This window comes from Thermodesulfobacteriota bacterium (assembly GCA_040755095.1).
Lineage (GTDB): Bacteria > Desulfobacterota > Desulfobulbia > Desulfobulbales > JBFMBH01 > JBFMBH01.
Window position 1 is genome coordinate 30,863 of record JBFMBH010000008.1, and the last position, 19,391, is coordinate 50,253.

Annotated in this window: 17 protein-coding genes; 5 read left to right on the forward strand and 12 right to left on the reverse strand. The window is 67.4% G+C overall.

Going from position 1 to position 19,391, the window contains the following annotated elements; translation table 11 throughout:
* Positions 1 to 19: 19 nt before the first annotated feature.
* Genes AB1634_02770 through trxA form a run of 5 tightly spaced genes read right to left on the reverse strand, consistent with a single transcriptional unit; the run spans position 20 to position 3,455 of the window.
* Positions 20 to 607 (reverse strand): FmdE family protein, encoded by a 588-nt coding sequence (locus tag AB1634_02770; GenBank protein ID MEW6218439.1) that lies wholly within the window; start codon positions 605 to 607, stop codon positions 20 to 22.
* A 9-nt stretch (positions 608 to 616) separates the two neighbouring features.
* Positions 617 to 1,330, reverse strand: a complete 714-nt coding sequence (locus tag AB1634_02775; GenBank protein ID MEW6218440.1) for a YbhB/YbcL family Raf kinase inhibitor-like protein — start codon at positions 1,328 to 1,330, stop codon at positions 617 to 619.
* A gap of 15 nt (positions 1,331 to 1,345) precedes the next feature.
* The gene (locus tag AB1634_02780) at positions 1,346 to 2,146 is read right to left on the reverse strand and encodes an outer membrane protein assembly factor BamD (GenBank protein MEW6218441.1); all 801 of its coding nucleotides are present in this window, start codon (positions 2,144 to 2,146) and stop codon (positions 1,346 to 1,348) included.
* A gap of 19 nt (positions 2,147 to 2,165) precedes the next feature.
* Complete coding sequence (gene trxB, locus AB1634_02785) at positions 2,166 to 3,116, reverse strand: thioredoxin-disulfide reductase (protein ID MEW6218442.1); 951 nt, start codon at positions 3,114 to 3,116, stop codon at positions 2,166 to 2,168.
* A 12-nt stretch (positions 3,117 to 3,128) separates the two neighbouring features.
* Entirely contained in the window at positions 3,129 to 3,455 is a 327-nt protein-coding gene (trxA, locus tag AB1634_02790) for a thioredoxin (protein ID MEW6218443.1), read from the reverse strand.
* A gap of 338 nt (positions 3,456 to 3,793) precedes the next feature.
* On the opposite strand from trxA, the gene AB1634_02795 reads away from it, so the two are divergent.
* Together AB1634_02795 and AB1634_02800 are read left to right on the forward strand one after the other, a co-directional pair.
* Positions 3,794 to 5,245, forward strand: a complete 1,452-nt coding sequence (locus AB1634_02795) for a biotin carboxylase N-terminal domain-containing protein (GenBank protein MEW6218444.1) — start codon at positions 3,794 to 3,796, stop codon at positions 5,243 to 5,245.
* Between the two features lie 53 nt (positions 5,246 to 5,298).
* Positions 5,299 to 7,209, forward strand: a complete 1,911-nt coding sequence (locus tag AB1634_02800) for a biotin/lipoyl-containing protein (GenBank protein MEW6218445.1) — start codon at positions 5,299 to 5,301, stop codon at positions 7,207 to 7,209.
* Between the two features lie 92 nt (positions 7,210 to 7,301).
* Here the strand turns inward: AB1634_02800 and AB1634_02805 are convergent, their stop codons facing one another.
* The gene (locus AB1634_02805; protein MEW6218446.1) at positions 7,302 to 7,631 is read right to left on the reverse strand and encodes an isoamylase early set domain-containing protein; all 330 of its coding nucleotides are present in this window, start codon (positions 7,629 to 7,631) and stop codon (positions 7,302 to 7,304) included.
* Positions 7,632 to 7,756: 125 nt separating this feature from the next.
* Complete coding sequence (locus AB1634_02810) at positions 7,757 to 8,206, reverse strand: PPC domain-containing DNA-binding protein (protein ID MEW6218447.1); 450 nt, start codon at positions 8,204 to 8,206, stop codon at positions 7,757 to 7,759.
* Between the two features lie 136 nt (positions 8,207 to 8,342).
* On the opposite strand from AB1634_02810, the gene AB1634_02815 reads away from it, so the two are divergent.
* A complete protein-coding gene (locus AB1634_02815; GenBank protein ID MEW6218448.1) occupies positions 8,343 to 9,932 on the forward strand; it encodes an NAD(P)H-hydrate dehydratase in 1,590 nt (529 codons plus the stop codon).
* On the opposite strand, the gene AB1634_02820 is transcribed toward AB1634_02815, so the two are convergent.
* From AB1634_02820 to glmS, 5 genes are read right to left on the reverse strand one after another with little or no spacing between them, the layout of a single operon-like run.
* A complete protein-coding gene (locus tag AB1634_02820; GenBank protein ID MEW6218449.1) occupies positions 9,908 to 11,215 on the reverse strand; it encodes a UDP-glucose/GDP-mannose dehydrogenase family protein in 1,308 nt (435 codons plus the stop codon). The two genes, AB1634_02815 and AB1634_02820, sit on opposite strands and share 25 nt — an antisense overlap.
* Before the next feature lie 15 nt (positions 11,216 to 11,230).
* Positions 11,231 to 12,241, reverse strand: a complete 1,011-nt coding sequence (locus tag AB1634_02825) for an NAD-dependent epimerase (protein MEW6218450.1) — start codon at positions 12,239 to 12,241, stop codon at positions 11,231 to 11,233.
* A gap of 16 nt (positions 12,242 to 12,257) precedes the next feature.
* Entirely contained in the window at positions 12,258 to 13,580 is a 1,323-nt protein-coding gene (locus AB1634_02830) for a nucleotide sugar dehydrogenase (protein ID MEW6218451.1), read from the reverse strand.
* A 30-nt stretch (positions 13,581 to 13,610) separates the two neighbouring features.
* Positions 13,611 to 14,561 carry an NAD-dependent epimerase/dehydratase family protein gene (locus AB1634_02835; protein MEW6218452.1) on the reverse strand — a complete coding sequence of 317 codons (951 nt, stop codon included), beginning with the start codon at positions 14,559 to 14,561 and terminating at the stop codon, positions 13,611 to 13,613.
* Positions 14,562 to 14,571: 10 nt separating this feature from the next.
* Positions 14,572 to 16,419, reverse strand: a complete 1,848-nt coding sequence (gene glmS, locus AB1634_02840) for a glutamine--fructose-6-phosphate transaminase (isomerizing) (protein MEW6218453.1) — start codon at positions 16,417 to 16,419, stop codon at positions 14,572 to 14,574.
* Positions 16,420 to 16,792: 373 nt separating this feature from the next.
* On the opposite strand from glmS, the gene AB1634_02845 reads away from it, so the two are divergent.
* Both AB1634_02845 and AB1634_02850 read left to right on the forward strand, forming a co-directional pair.
* Positions 16,793 to 18,673 carry a sigma-54-dependent Fis family transcriptional regulator gene (locus tag AB1634_02845; GenBank protein MEW6218454.1) on the forward strand — a complete coding sequence of 627 codons (1,881 nt, stop codon included), beginning with the start codon at positions 16,793 to 16,795 and terminating at the stop codon, positions 18,671 to 18,673.
* Between the two features lie 121 nt (positions 18,674 to 18,794).
* On the forward strand, positions 18,795 to 19,319 hold the full coding sequence (locus tag AB1634_02850) for a PilZ domain-containing protein (GenBank protein MEW6218455.1): 525 nt from the start codon (positions 18,795 to 18,797) through the stop codon (positions 19,317 to 19,319).
* Positions 19,320 to 19,391 lie beyond the last annotated feature (72 nt).

Sequence of the window (19,391 nt, forward strand, 5' to 3'; positions counted from 1 at the left end):
CTGCGGCGCCAGGCCTTTCTTATGGCCGCCCCTCCCCGGCACAGGGGATGCAAACAATGCGGCCCTCCCGCACCCGGGCGCGGGTCTCCATGACCTGCTCGCCGCAGCGCTGGCAGGTGCGGCTGGGCAGGATGACCGCGGGCGGGGGAGGGTCGGCGACCACAGTGCGGACCGTCAGCAGCTCGGCCTCGCTGGCGGCCAGGATGGCGGCCAGCTTCCGGGATTTGCGCTGCTGCACGAGGTCCGTGACCGCCGGCGAGCGGTCACCGGCGGCGTAACGGACCCAGGCCTCGGTCTCGGCCGCCGACTCGGGAGGCGGCTGCCAGGAGACCACGATCCGGAGGGCTTCTCCCTGCGGGCGGGAGAAGAAGGTGTAGACCTGCTTGCCCAGGTCCCGGAAGATCAGGTTGCCCTTGCCGAAGGTGCAGCCGGTGAGAACCTGGATGGCGTCCACCGCGCAGGAATTGTTCTCCACCACCGCCACCAGCTCTTCGTCCCGGGGCCGGGGACCCAGCCGGCCGAGCGCCAGCAGCCCCACCCGGAAGCCCAGGGCCAGCCCCGGGCAGGCATGGCCGTGAAAGCGCACCACCTCGTCGAAATCGGGCATGGCCACGGGCTAACGGCGCTGGTAGGTGCCCATCAGCTCGGCCTGCGCGAGAATCCGGCCCTTGATGGCCGACAGCACCTCGCTCCGGGTGGCACCCGGGGCCAGATCCAGGAGGCTGTCCAGGGCATAGAGCCGGAAGAAGTAGCGGTGAGACTTGCCCCGGGGGGGGCACGGCCCCCCGTAGCCGATCCGCCGGAAGTCGTTGAGGCCCTGGCGGGCCCGGTTGGGCAGCTCCTTCTTCGCCGGCACCCCCTCCGCCAGCCCGACCTCTGTAGCCGGCAGGTTGAAGAGCAGCCAGTGCGTCCAGGTGCCGGCCGGCGCATCCGGGTCGTCCACCACCAGCACCAGGCTCTTGGCTGCTGCCGGCACCCCGGCCCAGGTCAAGGCCGGCGACTGGTCGGCGTCGTCGCAGGTATGCTTCTCGGGAATCTCTCCGTTGGCGACAAAGGCGGTGGTGGTCAAGCTCAGCTTCATGGCCTTCTCCCTCCTGTCCAGATCGGGACTGACCGCGACCGCCTCCGGGGGAGCGGTCGCGGCAGCACCTGTCCGGGAGCCGGGCGCAGGGGGCCGGTCCCCGGGCAGGGTCGCCTCGCCACCGGAGGCCAGCTGAGGGCCGACAACCAGCGTCAGGCCCAGGAGCAAGCCTGGCAGCCCCGGCCAGCGCCGCCGGCCCCAGGCTGCCAGGGCCTCGGGGAAATGCCGTCTGTCCACCAAGTCCGTCATCACTCGCCTCATGAGCTACTTGCTGGTAGCGCTGGCCCCCGGGGCCAGGGACCATTCGGAAAGGGTGAACATCTCCGAAAAGGAGAAGCCGGGCAGCCAGGAGCGCCAGGAGCGGGACGGCGGGTTGCCGGCCTTGAGGTCGGCCAGCAGGTCCCTGGCCAGGGGCGCCACCGTGGAGTCGGGATAGTTGGCCAAGAGGGACTCGAGCCGGGCCTCGGCCTGGGTGTGGCTGCCGGTGCGTACGTAGAAGCCGACCACGTACATCTCATGGCTGGCCAGGTGATCCCGAGCCGCGGCCAGCCCCTCCCGGGCCTCCGCACTGTACGGCGAGTCGGGATAGGTCTTGAGGAGACGGCCGAAGGCCTGGACCGCCTGAGCCGCAGCGCCGGTGTCCCGATCGATTGTCCCGATCTGTTTGGCGTGCGAGAAGGCGATCTGGAAGAGCACGTAGGGCATGGCCTCGTTGGCCGGATGCCGCTCTTCGAATTCCCGGTAGAGGCTGCGGGCCTCTTCGTAGTGCTCCTGGTAGAAGTGGCTGTCCGCCGCCTTGAGCTCGGCCATCATGGCCAGGGGATGAAACGGGTAGGAGGATTTGAGGTCCTCGAAGACCTTGGCCGCCTCGTAGTAGCTGCCCTGGGAAAAGAACTCCATGCCCTCGTCGGCCATGGCCTCGGCCGATGGCGTCGCCCGCTCCCCATCTTCCCAGATCTCGGCCCACCAGCGATCCGCCGTGGCGCAACCGGACAGGGCGACCAGAAGGATGAGACCGACGAGGGCGGCAACAGGCTTGCCAAAGGGACAGGTGCGCGGAAGCATGCCGGAATCTCCGGTAGGGTCAGGGGGTCTTGGGGGAGACAGACCGGGCCAGAGCGTGGCCTTCGGCGGCCAAGGCTGCCACCGCCGCCTCGCCGACCGCGGTACTGATCTGACGAACATTCTTGCTGCGGATGTCCCCGGCGGCGAACACCCCCGGCACACTGGTCTGCATCTCGGCGTCGGTGATGAGAAAGCCCCACGGATCCACGGCCAGCGCACCGGACGGCAGGAACTCGTTGTTGGGGCGGATGCCGATGAACACGAACACCCCGTCCGCCGGCAGGATGGAGCGTTGGCCGGAGGGAATCGCCTCCAGTTCCACCCCTTCCACCTCTGTGGAGCCCAGGATCCGGATGACGCGGCTGTTCCAGCAAAAGGCGATCTTGTCGTTGGCGACGGCCCGCTCCTGGAGGACCTTGGCGGCCCGGAGGCTGTCCCGCCGGTGCACCACCGTCACTCGGCGGGCAAAACGGGTGAGGAAATGGGCCTCCTGGACGGCCGTGTCGCCGCCGCCCACCACCACGATCTCGCGGTCCCGGAAGAAGGGGCCATCACAGGTGGCGCAATAGGAGACGCCGCGGCCCCGCAGCTCGGCCTCGCCGGGCACGCCCAGGGCGGTTGGCCGGGCGCCGCTGGCGATAATCAGACTGCGGCAGGCCAGTGTCTCGGCCTCGGCCAGCCGGATCTGCGGCTGCGGCCCGGTCAGATCCAGGCCCTCCACCTCGGCCTGCCGGATGGCGAGCCCGAAGCGCTCGGCCTGGGCCCGCATCCGTTCCACCAGATCGGGACCGGCGATCCCGTCCGGGAAACCGGGGTAGTTGTCCACCCATTCGGTGACCAGGACCTGGCCCCCCACCCCGACCTTTTCCAGAAGCACTAGCTCCAACCGGGCCCGCGCCCCGTAGAGCCCAGCGGTGAGCCCTGCCGGGCCGCCGCCGATGATGACCAGGTCGAGCACCCGCTCCGTCATCGCGACGGCCGGCTACAGGGCCTTGTTGAGCATGGCCACCAGGGCGCTCTTGCCCACCACCCCGGTAACCTGCTCCAGCACCTGCCCCTTCTTGAACAGGATCAGGGTGGGGATAGCCCGGATGGAGTACTTGCCTGGGGTGGCCGGGCTCTCGTCGACATTCATCTTGGCGATCTGGATGCGGCCTGCATACTCGTCGGCCAGCTCCTCGACCACTGGCCCGATCGCCCGGCAGGGGCCACACCACGGGGCCCAGAAGTCCACCAGGGTGGGGAGGTCGGCATCGAGAACCTGGGCCTGGAAGCTTGCATCCGAGACAACGACTGCCTTGCCTGCCATGGCTGTCCACTCCTTCAAGATCGATGAGGTGAGATCAATATGGGGCCAAGCTCACCGGGCCAGCGAGGGGGGGCACGGAATCCTGAAGCCCTCTTCCAGCGCCGGACACGGGGCCGCACGAGGCTGCCCCATACTACCGGCTCCCGGGAGGGCTGACAAGGGAAATTGGCCTATCGCTCCCGCTTGCCTCCCTGCGCCTTGTATGGTACCGTGCCCCTCTTAGGCGCTGCCGGCCGCTCTGGCTCCGGCCGCTTGGAGCGCTTGCAAATGCACGCCCAGGGGATGCCCGGCATCCCCCCATTGGCGACCACGACTGACCGTCCGGCATGAGGAGAGGAATGGCCTTGAAGAAGAGAATCCTTGTCGCCAACCGCGGAGAGATCGCCCTCAGGATTATCCGGGCGATCCAGGAGCTGGGGCACACCGCCGTGGCCCTCTACGAAACGCCAGACAGCGAGGGCCTGCACATCCGCAGTGCCGATGAGGCGGTTTGGCTGGGGGACGGACCGCGGGTGGACTATCTGAATATCGACAAGGTGATGAAGGCGGCCAAGAAGACCAAGGCCGACGCCATCCACCCCGGCTACGGCTTTCTGGCCGAGAATCCGGCCCTGTCCCGAGCCTGCGAGGAGGCGGGCATCATCTTCATCGGCCCCACCTCCGAGGTGATCCACAACCTGGGCAACAAGGTGATCGCCCGCCGGCTGATGCGGGATGCCGGCATCCCGGTGGTGCCGGGCACCGAGGACCTGGTCCATGGCGAAGAAGGCCTGATGCAGGCCCGGGCCTTCATATCCCAGCACGGCTTTCCGGTCATGCTCAAGGCCACCGCCGGCGGCGGCGGCCGGGGCATCCGCCGGCTGGACAGCGACGCCCAGCTGGTCGCCGAGCTGCCGGTGGCGCGCAACGAGGCCCGGGCGGCCTTCAACGACGATTCCGTCTATCTGGAAAAGATGGTGGACAAGCCCAAGCATGTGGAGGTGCAGATCCTGGCCGACAAGTTCGGCAAGATCGTCCACCTGGGCTCCCGGGACTGCTCCATCCAGCGCCGCAACCAGAAGCTGGTGGAGATCGCACCCTCCCTGGTGGGGGACCAGGAGGTCGTCGACCGGATCTGCGCCACCGCCGTCAAGGCGGCCCAGGTGGCCGGCTACACCAACGCCGGCACCGTCGAGTTCCTGTTTGACCGCACCACCAAACAGTTCTACTTCATGGAGATCAACACCCGGCTGCAGGTGGAGCACACCGTCTCCGAGATGGTGACCGGCATCGATATCGTCCGCGCCCAGATCAAGCTGGCCCTGGGCCGTCCTCTCGCCTTCGGCCAGGCGGATATCAACATCCGCGGCTATGCCATCGAGATGCGGATCAATGCCGAGGACCCCAAGAACAACTTCATGCCTGAAGGCGGCAAGACGGTGACCGTCTACCGGTCGCCGGGTGGCTACGGCGTCCGTCTGGACGGCTTCGTCTACCAGGGCTTCACGGTGCCCCAGGTCTACGACTCGCTCCTGGTCAAGCTCACGGTGCACGGCTTCTCCTGGAATGAAACCGTGGACCGGCTGCGCCGCTGCCTCAGGAACTTCGTCATCATCGGCCCCAGGACCACCATCCCCTTCTATATGAATCTGGTCCAGGACAAGGACTTCCGGGACGGCAACTTCGACACCTCCTATCTCGACACCCACCCCCACCTCCTGAACTACCGGGAGCACAATGTCGAGGTGAACAAGCTGGCGAGCCTCATCGCCGAGATCCACCACAAGGGCTTCAACCCCCACGGCATCTGACCTGTGGCTCCGGCCTTGCAGCCGGGCGGCCATCACCCTTTCGAGGAGCAGCCATGGAGCGTATCGTCCCCGGCATGGGCGCCAGCGAGGTGTTGGCTCGCCTGCGCGCCGCAGACGGCTACTTCGTCACCAACACCATCCGCGATCTGTCCCAGGCCGACTTCAAGAATCGGATCCTCCTGCACACCGATTTGTTGGCGGCCCCCAGCCGCGATCGCGTCGGTCTCTTCTCTCTGGAGATCACCGGCGGCGCCTCGGTGCACGTGGACATCCTGCGCAAGCAGGTGGATCCGTTCTTGAAGCTGGAACTGCTCCGCAAGGAGATGCCCCACACCATGTTCCAGACCCTGTGCCGGGGGGTCAATCTTTTCGGCTACCGGCCCTATCCCCAGAACGTCATCCGCCTGACGGTGCGGGAATTCGCCCGCTACGTGGACGTCTGGCGGGTCTTCGACTTCCTCAACCACGTGCCCAACATGCAGGCTGTATTCGAGGAGGTGCAGCGGGCCGGCAAGATCCTGGAACCCAGTATCTGCTTTTCCACCGGCCCCGAGCACACCGATGCCTATTACGTCAAGAAGGTGGCCGAGATCCTGGCCGTGACCGGCCCGGAGATCACCCTGTGCATCAAGAACCACGGGGGGCTGGGCTCCCCGCAACGGATCGGCGAACTGGTGGCGGCCCTGAAGCAGGCCTATCCGGATCTCGTCATCCACTACCACGGCCACAACACGGACGGCAACGACATCGGCCGCATCACCGCCGCGGTGCTGAACGGCGCCACCATCATCGATGCCTCCGATCATGCCTTCACCGGCTACTACGGGCCGCCGCCGCTGCTCACCGTCATCCAGACCCTGAAGGCTTACGGCAAGAAAGCGGTGGGCCTGGACGAGAAGGCGGTGATCGAGACCTCGGAAGTCCTGCGGCCGGAGCGGGAGCACTACGCCTATTTCGAGTCCCAGTTCAAGGGCTTCTCGCCCACGGTGCAGATCCACAAGCTGCCTGGCGGCGCCATGGGCAGCTCCTTCGAGCAGGCGGTGAAGGGCAGGTTCCTGCATCTTATGCCCCAGATCCTCCATGAGGAGCTGCCCAAGGTCCAGGTCGAGCTGGGCAACTGGTGGAGCGTCACCCCGGGCTCCCAGATCCTGTGGACCACGGCGGTGACGAACGTCCAGACCGGCGATCGCTACGCCAATGCCTCCGGCGATCTCCGGAACCTCCTGCTGGGTCGTTATGGACCGTTCCCCTTCTACCGGCCCGCAGACTGGATCTACGAGAAGGTCTTCGGTCCGGACTGGGAGAAGGTGGTGGGCGCCGAGGGCGGCATCGCGATCATCGAGGACGTGGATCTGGACAAGGAGTGGCAGGCCCTGGCGGAGAAGCTCAACTTCGAGCCGACCACCCAGCAGCTGGTCACCTATCTCCAGCATCCCAACGACGCGGTGGCCTTCTTCAAGTTCGAGGAGCAGTACGGCCGCAGCTATGTGCTGCCGCCCAGTGTCTGGTTCCGGCGCGGCGGCTTCCGGCTCGGCGAGACCCTGGCCTTCGATGATCACTTCGGCAAGTCCCACCTCCTCGAGATCGGTCCCAGCCACCAGGCGGAGAACGGCCAGTGGCTGGTCTACCTCAAGGTGGACCACCACCAGGAGATCTTTGGCCTGGAGCCGGAGGAGAAGGTGGGCGGTCCCGCCAAGCAGCCGGCCCTGTCCAAGGAGGAGATCGCCGAGCTGGCGGCGGTGGGCGACATCCGGGCGCCCTTTGCCGCCACCGTCTGCCAGATCGACATCCTGGCCGGCAAGGAGATTGCCCGGGAAGACCGCCTGCTGATCCTGGAGGCGATGAAGATGCAGACCCCCATTGCCAGTCAGATCAGGGGCAAGGTTGGCCAGGTCTTCGTGAAGCTGGGCCAGAGCGTCCAGCCGGGGGACAAGCTGGTGAAGATCATCCCCGCCGCGGACTAGCCAGGGGAGAGAGAAACCGCGAAGGCCCGCCCTCCCCCGAGGGAAGGCGGGCCTTCGCGCTTGACCGGGCGGGGCCGGAGTCGCCCCCCGTTCTAGCCTGCCATCTCCACCAGGGAGTTTTCGGTGCCGAAGGTGTTGCCGATCCGGTTGGGGTTGGCGGGATCGGTCCACCAGACGCCGTCCACCACGAACTGGTACTCGTAGCGGCCCGGGGCCAGCCTGATCTTCTTCTTCCAGACCCCGCCCTTGTACTTGCGCATCCGCGAATGATCGTCCAGGGCCCAGCCGTTGAACGTCCCGGCCACGTAGACCTCCTGGGCGTCAACTGCCTGCAGGACGAACTCGTGGGATGAATCCGTTGCCTTCTTGGCGGTGCTGGCCCTCTTGGTGGTTGCTGCCTTGGTCCCTTCCTTCCCGGCCATGTGTGCTCTCCTCACGTATGTGGACGCCCATGATTGGCCACTTGCCCAGCAGCCGTTTCTCCGTTCCCCGAAGCCCCACCTGTTGGCGAGATCCTTGACAGGATGAGGAAAACCCGGATCCCTTGTCAAGGGGATTTCATGCCGAACTCCAGCCGGCTGAACTGCAGGGCCTCCTGCCAAGGCCGGCCAAGATCGATGCCAACCACCTCGACGATGCAGACCTCCAGCACCAGATAGACCGTGGTGTCCTTGCGTACACAGCCGGTCAGGGTCTCCCCGTGCAGTCCCAGGGCCGCGTGCAGATGGATGCGGGGCTCGTCGCCCTCCCAGGCGATGCTGCCAAAGCCCAGCACCTCCCGGGAGCCGTCCAGATGGCGCCAGACCGGGTCCGGCGGCACCACCGGCTCCCGCGGTCCGGTCACCACTGCCGCCTGGCGGATCCCGCCCAGGATGTGCAGCCAACCGCCACGGATCCGCTCGGCCACCACCAGCTGCTTGATCTCCTGCCAGAAATCCTCGCCGTCATCCAGGCGAGCCACCACCACCCGACCGATCTGTCCTACCCGGTAGTCCATTGCGCCCTCCCACTGGCCAGCCCCTGGCCGCGCCTGGTCTTTTCTCTTGAGCGTTCCGGAGCGAGCCCCGTATACTGGCCACCGGTCAGAAGGACAGAAACTGCCCCGCCCTCCCTGCCACCGGACGGATACCGTCATGCAGCTCGCCAGTGCCGAAGAGATGCGGGCCATCGACCGCGCCACCATCGAAGAGATGGGGCTGCCGGGGGTGGTGCTCATGGAGAACGCCGGCCGGCAGACCGTTGCCGCCATGGGCCGCCTGTTCGACCCCTTGGCCGGCAAACGGGTGAGCCTGGTGATCGGCCCCGGCAACAACGGCGGTGACGGCCTGGTCATCGCCCGCCTGCTCCAGCAGCAAGGCTGCCGGCCGGAGGTGGAGCTCCTGGTGCCCGGCGAGCGCCTGACCGGCGACGCCGGCACCAATCTGGCCATCGTCGAGGGCCTGCCTGTCCCCATCCGGCTGGTCCTGGGCGAGGAGGCCATCCCGGCCCTGGCCGAGCGACTGGGCCGCAGCGACCTGGTGGTGGACGCCATCTTCGGCACCGGCCTGACCCGCCACGTGGGCGGCCATTTTGCCGCCGCCATCGAGGCCATGAACAGCTGCGGCCGGCCGGTGGTGGCAGTGGACATCCCCTCCGGGCTGGATGCCGACAGCGGCCAGCCCCTGGGGGTGGCCGTGCGGGCGACCCTTACCGTCACCTTCGGTCTCGCCAAGCCAGGCCTGGTGGTCACCCCCGGCTGCCTCCTGGCCGGCCGGCTGGAGGTGGCCGATATCGGCCTCCTGCGGGAGGCGGTGGCCGCCGTCGGACCCCGGCGGCGGCTGCTGGACGAGCCGTGGGCCGGGTCCCTGGTACCGGCCCGGCCCGAGGACGGGCACAAGGGCACCTTCGGCCACCTTCTCGTTGTGGCCGGCTCCCAGGGCCACACCGGTGCCGCCCTTCTCGCCGGCCTGGGCGGACTGCGAGCCGGCGCCGGGCTGGTCAGCCTCGCCGTGCCCTCCTTCCTCAACCCGATTTTCGAAACCCGCCTCCTGGAGGCGATGACCGTGCCCTTGCCGGCCGCTGGCGGCGGACTGGCCGCCGAGGCCCTGCCGGAGATCCGGGCCGCCCTGACCGGCAAGTCCGCCCTGGTGATCGGTCCCGGGCTGGGCACCGGGCCGGCCATCCGCCTTCTTCTGGCCGGCCTCCTGGAGGATCTTGCGCTGCCGGTGGTCCTGGACGCCGACGCCCTGACCATCCTGGCCCAGGAGCGGTCCCTCCTGGATGGCCTGGCTCGGCTGGCGGGGCGGGTGGTTCTCACCCCCCACCCGGGCGAGATGGGCCGCCTGACCGGTACCAGTGCCAAGGCGGTGCAGGGGGCCCGGATCGCCCAGGCCGAGGCCTTGGCCCGGCGTCACGGTGTGGTGCTGGCGCTCAAGGGCAGCCGGACCCTGATCGCGGGTCCGGAGGGCGACCTGGCCGTCTGCCCGGCCGGCAACCCCGGCATGGCGTGTGGCGGCATGGGGGACGTCCTGGCCGGCATCATTGGCGGGCTTCTGGCCCAGGGCGTCCCGTCCTGGCAAGCGGCCTGCCTGGGGGTATACGCCCATGGCCTGGCCGGCGACCGGCTCGCCCGGCGGCTGGGCGGCCACCGCGGCCTCCTGGCCTCGGAGCTGGCGGACGAGCTGCCCGGGGTGCTGGAAGGGCTGGCGACGGCCGCCGATCAGTTGCGACCCACCCCCACGTAGGTGAAGCCCAGGCCCTTGAGCCGGGCCGGCTCGTAAACGTTGCGCAGGTCGATGAAAACCGGCGTCCGCACCAGGGCCCGCACCCGCTCCAGGTCCAGGGCCCGGTACTGGTTCCACTCGGTGAGCAGCACCACCGCATCCGCCCCCCGGCAGGCCTCGTAGGGGTTGGCCACATAGGTCAGGTCCGGCAGGTACTTGGCGGCCTCGGGCATCCCCTGGGGGTCGTGGGCCTGGATGACCGCCCCCCGCTCCTGGAGGGCCGGCAGGATGGTCAGGGCCGGGGCGTCCCGCATGTCGTCGGTCTCGGGCTTGAAGGTGAGCCCCAGGACGCCGATGGTCTTGCCCGCCTCGACGCCGCCCAGGGCGTCCCGGATCTTCTTGGCCATCCGGGCCTTCTGGGCCGCGTTCACCTCCACCGCCGCCTCCACCAGCCGCACCGCCACCCCATTCTCCTGGGCTACCCGCATCAGGGCGACCGTGTCCTTGGGAAAGCAGGAGCCGCCGTAGCCCGGGCCGGCGTGCAGGAACTTCCTGCCGATCCGGCCATCGAGCCCCACCGCCTTGGCCAGGGTCACCACATCCGCCCCCACCGCCTCGCACATGGCCGCCATCTCGTTGATGAAGCTGACCTTCATGGCCAGAAAGGCGTTGGCCGCGTACTTGATGAGCTCTGCCGTTTCGAGGTTGGCGATCACGAAGGGGGTTTCGATGAGGTAGAGGGGCTTGTAGATCTCCTTGAGGAGGACGATGGCCCGCTCCGAGCTGGAGCCGATCACCACCCGGTCCGGCCGCATGAAGTCATTGATCGCCGCTCCTTCCCGCAGAAACTCGGGATTGGAAGCGATATCGAAGCTGGCCCCGGGGCTGGTCTCCTGGATGATCCGCGCCACCTGCCGCCCCGTACCCACCGGCACCGTGCTCTTGGTGACCACCACCGTGTAGCCATCGAGATGGCCGGCCAGCTCCCGGGCAGCGTCGTAGACGAAGGACAGGTTGGCGTAGCCGTCTCCCCGGCGACTGGAGGGGGTGCCGACCGCGATGAACACCGCCTTGGCGCCCGCCACCGCCTGCCCCAGATCGGTGGTGAAAAAGAGCCGCTCCTCGCCGCTGTTCTTGCGGACCAGCTCCGCCAGCCCCGGCTCGTAGATGGGGAGCCGGCCGGAGGTCAGGATCTCGATCTTGGCCGCGTCCTTGTCCACGCAGGTGACCCGGTGGCCAAGCTCGGACAGACAGGTGCCGGTGACCAGCCCCACGTAGCCGGTGCCGATCATGCAGATGTTCATGGGCTTCTCCCCGGGTCAGACCCGGTAATAGGCGCGGTACCAGTCCACGAAGCGCCGGATGCCGGTCTCCACCGAGGTGGCGGGCTTGAAGCCCACCGCGGCCTCCAGATCCTGGACATCGGCATAGGTGGCTGGCACGTCCCCTGGCTGCAACGGCAGGAAGTTCTTCTGGGCGGTCCTGCCCAGACACGCCTCCAGAACCTCGATGTAGCGCATCAGCTCCACCGGCTGGTTGTTGCCGATGTTGTACACCCGGTGGCGACAGGAGCTGGTGGCCGGATCCGGGGCCTCACCGGTCCATTCGGGATTGGGCGCCGGCAGATGATCGATGACCCGCACCACCCCTTCGACGATATCATCGATGTAGGTGAAATCCCGCCGCATCTGGCCGTGGTTGAAGACATCGATGGGGCGGTCTTCCAGGATGGCCTTGGTGAAGAGGAAGAGAGCCATGTCCGGCCGGCCCCAGGGGCCGTAGACGGTAAAGAAGCGCAAGCCGGTGGCGGCCAGGCCATAAAGTTGGCAGTAGACATGGGCCATGAGCTCGTTGGCCTTCTTGCTGGCCGCGTACAGGGAGACGGGGTGATCGACGTTGTCGTGCACGGAAAACGGCATCCTCGTGTTGGCGCCGTAGACCGAGCTGGAGGAGGCGTAGACCAGATGCCTGACCCCGGTGTGGCGGCAGCCCTCGAGGATGTTGACGAAGCCCACCAGGTTGGTATCCACATAGGCGTGGGGGTTGACGAGGGAATAGCGCACCCCCGCCTGGGCCGCCAAGTTGACCACGGCGTCGAAGGCCTGCTCCTGGAACAACTGCGCCATGCCCGCCCGGTCGGCCAGGTCCAGACGCACATCGGTGAAGGCCGGATGGGGCAGGAGCTGATCCAGCCGCGCCTGCTTGAGGCCGGGATCGTAGTAGTCGTTGAGGTTGTCCAGGCCGACCACCTGCCAGCCGTCGGCCAAGAGCCGCCGGCTGAGATGGAAGCCGATGAAGCCGGCAGCGCCGGTGATGAGGATTCGGGGCATGGCGGGCACTCCTGGGTCAGGCCGACACCACCTTGGCTACCGCGCCAGGGCGGCCGGCAAAGGCGTTGCGGGTATCGATGATGAGCGAGGCGTGCTGGAGGATGAAGTCGTAATCGTAGGCGGAATGATCCGTGGCCAGCAGCACGCAGTCGAAACCGGCCAGGGCCTCGGCGGTCAGGGGCACCGACTCCCAGTCGAAGGCGTAGTGGCGGCCCGGCCACAGCTTGGGGATGTGGGGATCGTTGTAGGCAACCTGGGCGCCCTTGGCCAGGAGCAGCTCGATCAGCTTGAAGGAAGGCGACTCCCGGGGATCATCCACGTCCTTTTTGTAGGCCACCCCCAGAAGCAGCACCCGGGCGCCGTTGAGGGCCCGGCCCCGGTCGTTCAAAGCCTCCATGGCCCGCTGCACCACGTAATACGGCATGGCCGAGTTCACCTCCCCGGCCAGCTCGATGAACTTGGTGGGGAAATCGAACTCCCGGGCCTTCCAGGTCAGGTAAAAGGGGTCGATGGGGATGCAGTGGCCGCCCAGGCCAGGCCCGGGATAGAACGGCATGAAGCCGAAGGGCTTGGTGGAGGCGGCCCGGATCACCTCGAAGACGTCGATGCCCATGCGGTGGCACAAGAGCTTGAGCTCATTGACCAGGGCGATATTGACGCTGCGGAAGATGTTCTCCAGAAGCTTGGTCAGCTCCGCCACCTGGGTGGAGGAGACCGGCACCACCTGGTCGAGGCCGCTTTGGTACAGGCGCACCGCCAGATCGGTGCACCGGGGGTCGATGCCGCCCACCACCTTGGGGATGTCGGCGGTGGCGAAGCGGGGATTGCCCGGATCCTCCCGCTCCGGCGAGAAGGCCAGGGCAAAATCGCTACCAGCCGTAAGCCCCCCCGCCTCCAGGATCGGCTGTACCACCTCGACAGTGGTGCCCGGATAGGTGGTGCTCTCCAGCGCCACCAGCTGCCCGGGCCGCAAGCGCATGCTGATGGCGCGGGCGGTGTCCTCGATGTAGGACAGATCCGGCTCCCGGCTCCTGGTGAGCGGGGTAGGCACACAGATGACGATGGCGTCCGGCTCCCCCAGGCGGCCGAAATCGGCGGTGGCGGTGAAGCGGCCCTCCTGCCGGAAACCGTCCAGCTCGGCAGCGGGCACATGCTTGATGTAGCTCTCCCCGCGGTCAAGCTTGGCCACCTTGGCGGGGTCGACATCGAAGCCCAGCACCCGCACCCCGCGGCGCAGGAAGGTCAGGCTCAAGGGCAGACCCACATAGCCCAGGCCAACCACCCCCAGAAGATGGGTCCGGGAATCGATCCGTTCCTGCAAGGTATCGAGCGCGCTCATCGTGGCCTTCCTCAAGAAGAATAAGGGGATTCAGGACAGCCGCCAGTCCAGGGTCTTCGCCAGGCCTTCCTCCAGGCTGGTCCTGGCCTGCCAGCCCAGTCCCGCGGCCGCCGCCTCGACCTGGAGGCAGCTCCGGGACAGGTCCCCTGGCCGGGCCGGCTGGCAGGAGAGATCGGCGAGGCCCGCCGGCAGATCCGGCCGCCGGCGGCGCACCGCGGCAAGGATGGCGTTGAAAAGCTCCCGGGTGCGGGTGGGCCGGCCAGTGCCGATATTGAAGGCCTGGCCGCTGCCTTGCTCCAGGGCGGCCAGATTGGCGGCGGTGACGTCGCCGACAAAACAGTAGTCCCGGGTCATGCCCGCCGGCTCGCCGGCGAAATGGAACAGGGTGCAGCCCTGACCGGCCAGGAGCCGGTCCATGAAGATGGCCACCACCCCGGCCTCGCCGTGGGGCACCTGCCGGGGGCCGTAGATGTTGGCGTAGCGGAGCACCGTGTAGTCCAGACCGTACTGGTGCCGGTAGAAGGCCAGGTACTGCTCGGAGACCGCCTTGGTGATGGCGTACGGCGACAGGGGCTGGGGCGGGCAGGCCTCGGAGGTGGGGTATTCCGCTGCCTCGCCGTAAATGGCGCCGCCAGAGGAGATGAAGATCACCTTCCGCACGCCGTGCCGCCGGCTGGCCTCCAGGAGGTTGATGAAGCCCCGGACATTGACATCGGCGTCGAAGGCCGGATCCGCCACCGAGGCGGGCACCGACATCTGGGCCGCGTGGTGGTTGACGAGGTCGAACCGCTCCCGGACAAAGAGCTTGTCGACCTCGGCGGCCCGCACGTCCATGAGAACGAACCGGGCCTGCGGGTGCAGGTTCTCCCAGCGGCCGGTGAACAGGTTGTCCACCACCGTCACCTCATGGCCCGCCGCGACATAGGCGTCGACGACATTGGAGCCGATGAAGCCGGCCCCACCGGTAACCAGGATCTTCATGGGCGGTCTCCTATTCCACGGTGACGCTCTTGGCCAGATTCCGGGGCTGATCCACGTCGCAGCCCCGGAGGGTGGCGATCTCGTAGGCCAGGAGCTGCAACGGGATGGTGGCCAGGATCGGGGTCAGGGCCTCCTGGATCACCGGCAGGAGGAGGACGTGCTCGCTGATCCGGGCCAGGGCGGTGTCGCCGGCCGAGCCGATCAGGATAATCCGTCCGTGGCGGGAGCGCACCTCCTCAACGTTGGAGATCACCTTTTCATAAACCGCATCCCGGGGCGCCAGGGTCAGGACCGGCATGTCCCGGTCGATGAGGGCAATGGGGCCGTGCTTCATCTCGCCAGCGGCATAGCCTTCGGCGTGGATATACGAGATCTCCTTGAGCTTCAATGCCCCTTCCAGGGCAATGGGGAAGTGGAGCCCCCGGCCCAGGTAGAGAAAGTCCCGGCTGTCGGCGAAGGCCCGGGCCAGGGCCTGGCTTTCGGCCTGGATGCGGGGCAGCTCCTGCTCGAGGATGGCTGGCAGCTCGACCAGGCCGTGCACCAGCACCCGTTGCTCCTCCCGGGACAAGGTGCCCCGCACCTGGGCCAGCTGGAGGGCCAGAAGGGCCAGCGCCGCCAGCTGGCTGGTGAAGGCCTTGGTGGAGGCGACCCCGATCTCCGGACCGGCGTGGGTATAGAGGGTGCCATCCGCCTCCCGGGTCATGGTGGAGCCGACGACATTGCAGATGGCCAGGATCGGCGAGCCCAACCTCTTGGCCAGCCGCATCCCGGCCAGGGTGTCTGCCGTCTCGCCGGACTGGGAGATGGGCACGGTGATCACCCGCTCATCCAGGACCAGCGAGCGGTAGCGGAATTCGGAGGCGATATCCACCTCCACCGGCAGCCGCGCCCAGCGCTCGATCCAGTACTTGCCCACCAGGGCCGCATGCCAGGAGGTGCCGCAGGCGACGAAACAGACCCGCTCCGCCCGCTGCCAGACCTCGGCCGGCAGGCCGATCTCGGACAGATCCACCAGCCCGGTCTCCGGATTCAGGCGGCCCCGGAGGGTGCTCTGGACGGCCTGGGGCTGCTCGAAGATCTCCTTGAGCATGAAATGCTTGAAGCCGGCCTTCTCGGCCATGGCAGCGTTCCAGTCGATGTGCTGCACCGGCTTGTCCACCGGTATCCCATCCGCCAGCCGGCTGACCGCGATGCGATCGGCCGAAAGCTCCGCCATCTCCTGGTCGTCCAGGTACAGCACCTCCCGGGTGTACGGCAGCAGGGCCGGGACGTCCGAGGCCATGAAGGCGCCACCGCCCTCCTTCACCCCCAGCACCAGGGGGCTCTGGTTGCGGGCTGCGATCAGCCGGTCCGGCGCGCCCTGCCACAACACCCCCACCGCGTACGAGCCGTCCACCCGGCCCAGGGCCTGCCGCACCGCCGCTGCCAGCGCCAGCCCCTGGGCCAGGGCCTCCTCCACCAGATGCGCCACCACCTCGGTGTCCGTCTCCGAGGCAAAGACATGGCCGCGGCCTTTCAGCTCCTCCCGCAAGGAATGGTAGTTCTCGATGATGCCGTTATGGACCACCACCAGCCGGCCGGTGCAGTCGCTGTGGGGGTGGGCATTGGCCTCGGTGGGCGCGCCATGGGTGGCCCAGCGGGTATGGCCGAGCCCGATGTGGCTGGCCAGATCCTGGCGTCCCTCCAGGGCCTCCTCCAGATTCACCAGCTTGCCCTGGCAGCGCTGCCGCACCAGCTCACCGCCGTGCAGAAAGACCACCCCTGCCGAGTCGTAGCCCCGGTATTCCAGCCGCTTCAGGCCCTCCACCAGCACGGGCACGGCCTGCCGTGGCCCCACGTAGCCAACGATCCCACACATAGTGCCTCCTTGTCGCTCCACAGGACTGGATCTCGATATCGGGCGCGCCGGCCGGCGCGCCCGATCGTTATAGCCTATCGGCCACCTTTTTGAAACAGGATGATCTTGCCGTGCAAAACGAACCGCAGAATGTCCAACAAGGGATTTCGAAGGTTGAAGGGAGCGGTTGGACATTCCTTGTTCGGTATTCTGCATTCGTTGTTGGAGCCCTACGTCAGCCAGGCGCGGCCCCTGGCTCCTCCCATCGAAAGGCCCATGACTTGCCCCGGGGCGGCCAGGGCCGAAGGTTGACACTCCCTGGGCCCGTCCGTATAATGCGGTGGCCTTCTTTGACCCCAGCGGTCCGCCCCTCAACCTGGTGCCCCACCCATTCATGACCACCAACGACCTGGGCTCGTTCTTTGCCTCTGTCGGCCTCCTGGTCGAGCCCGCCTACGTGGCCGAAGGCGCCTGCATCCGGGCCGCCAACGACGCCCTGGCCCACCTGCTGGGCTACCGCCGCGAGGAGCTGACCGGCCGCCCTCTGGCGGACATCGCCCCGGCGGCCCACCAGGAAGTCGTCGTCCGCACGCAGGCCGCAGGCGAAGACGTGGAGGGCTTCCGCACCCACGCCATCCATCGGACCGGCGCCCTCATCGACGTGGTCCTGGGGCTGCAGCCCGTGGAGATGCCCAACGGTCGGGCGGTGCAGGTGGCCTTCAAGAAGGCCTGCATGCTCAGCCTGCCGGAGACGGTGACCGCTGCCGAGGCCAGGGCCGATGTGGAGCGGGTGAGCGCCGAGCTGGCCCGGGCCCGCGAGGAGACCCAGCGCCTCGCCCTCCACAAGGAGCAGCTGCTGGGCGCCATGCGGGAGATGGTGTTTCTGATCAGCCAGGACCACGTCATCGAGTACATGAACCCGAGTGCCCAGGCGGCCTTCGGGCCCATGCGCGGCCAGCTCTGTCACGTCGCGCTGCACGGCCAGGCCGAGCCCTGCCCCGAGCCCTGCCCGCTTACCCTCATCGACTCCGAGGCCCGGGGGGCCGAGCTGGTGGAAACGTGCCTCGGCGATCGGGACGTGGAGTATTCGGCGGTGCGCTTCGAGGGCTACCGGGGGGATGTGCTGGCCCTGGTGGTCATGCGGGATGTCACCAAGCGCAAGCAGATGGAGCGGGAGATCGAAGCCTTCAACAGCAACCTGGAGGAGGTCATCCAGAAGAAGATCAGCCAGCTCAAGGAGAGCGAAAGCATCCGCCTGCAGCTCGCCCAGGAGGTGAACGTCCTGCGCAGCCAGTTGGATGCCGAAGGTGAGCAGGATGGGCTCATCGGCAACAGCAGTGCCATCCGGGAGATCCGGGAGATCGCTCGCAATCTGGCGGCCACCGATGCCACCGTGCTCATCACCGGCGAGTCCGGCACCGGCAAGGAGCTGGTGGCCAACCTCATCCACCGCAACAGCACCCGGCGGGATCGGGTGTTCCTGAAGTTCAACTGCGCGGCGGTGAGCGAAAGCCTTCTGGAGAGCGACCTCTTCGGCTACGAGCGGGGGGCCTTCACCGGCGCTACCGCCCGCCGCAAGGGGAAGTTCGAGTTCGCGGACGGCGGCTCCATCTTTCTGGACGAGATTGGCGACATCAGCCCCCGGATGCAGGTGGCCCTCCTGCGGGTGCTCCAGAACGGTGAGATCCAGCGGGTCGGCTCCTCGGAGACGGTCCTGGTGGATGTCCGGGTGATCGCCTCGACCAATGCCAATCTGCCGGTCAAGGTGATGCGAAACGAGTTCCGGGAGGATCTCTACTACCGCCTGAACATCATCAACATCCACCTGCCGCCGTTGCGGGATCGCAAGGACGACATTGTTCCCCTCGCCTCACACTTCGTGCGCAAGTACCGGAAGGACTTCAGCAAGAATATCGATTTCGTCCCCATGGAGGTCATCAACCGCCTCCTGGCCTACGACTGGCCGGGCAACATCCGGGAGCTGGAGAATGTCATCCAGCGCGCCCTGATCCTGGCCCGCGGCAGCACCCTCACCGAGCGGGATCTGGTCTTCTCGCCACCGCCCAGCGCTGCGGCCAGCCGTCCAGCCGTGCAGATGGACGATTCCGAGCTCCTCTCCCGGCCCCTCAAGACCTCCCTGGGCGAACTGGAGAAACGGATTCTGACCGCGGCGATCACCAAGTGCAGCGGCCGGGTTCACACCGCGGCCGAGATGCTCGGCATCGGCAAGACGGTCCTCTACGACAAGCTGAAACGGTACAGCGTCAAGTGGTAGCAACCGGCATGGCACTTGCAAACCTTGTTGACCCAGACAAACGTCGTATCGCCACCATGGCGATGACAGGCCCGCCGCCACAAGAGCGCATGCCGTGCCGCATTCCACCGGGGGACCGACCATGAAGGACTGCTGCCCGTACTGGGACCTCCGCCGCCATGACTGTATGATGACCGGTGCCGGGGTGTTCATCCCCCTGCCGGACCACATCGACGCCTTCTGCCGCACGCTCGAGTTCGCCTCCTGCAAGCATTTCCGCCGCAGCTGTGAGCTGCAGCGGGCCCGGGCCGAGGAGCGGGGCATCCTGTTCACCGACGGCCGGCGCCGCTACCCCCGGCTGCCCAGCCGGGTGAGCGTTGCTCTTGCCGCCGCCAATGGGAACGGCCAGGGCCAGATCCTCGCTGACCAGGCCCATACGGTGGATCTGTCCATCGGCGGCATGCGGGTCGAGACCCCCACCTCGCTGCCGGCGGAGAAGATGGTGCTGTTCACCTTCGGTGAGGGGTTCGCCCGGCCTGCCTTCCAGGGGCTGGGGCAGATCCGCTGGGCCGATCGGGTCCCCGACGGTACCTTCCAGGCCGGGGTGGCGTTTCTGGACTATCAGACCAGCCAGGCCGTGAGCCAGCACCTGGGATTGGCCAGCTGATTCAGAACGTTCCGGATTTCAGGAAAATCTGTTCAGCAATCCGGAAATCCTCCGGGTTGACGAACAGCCGCC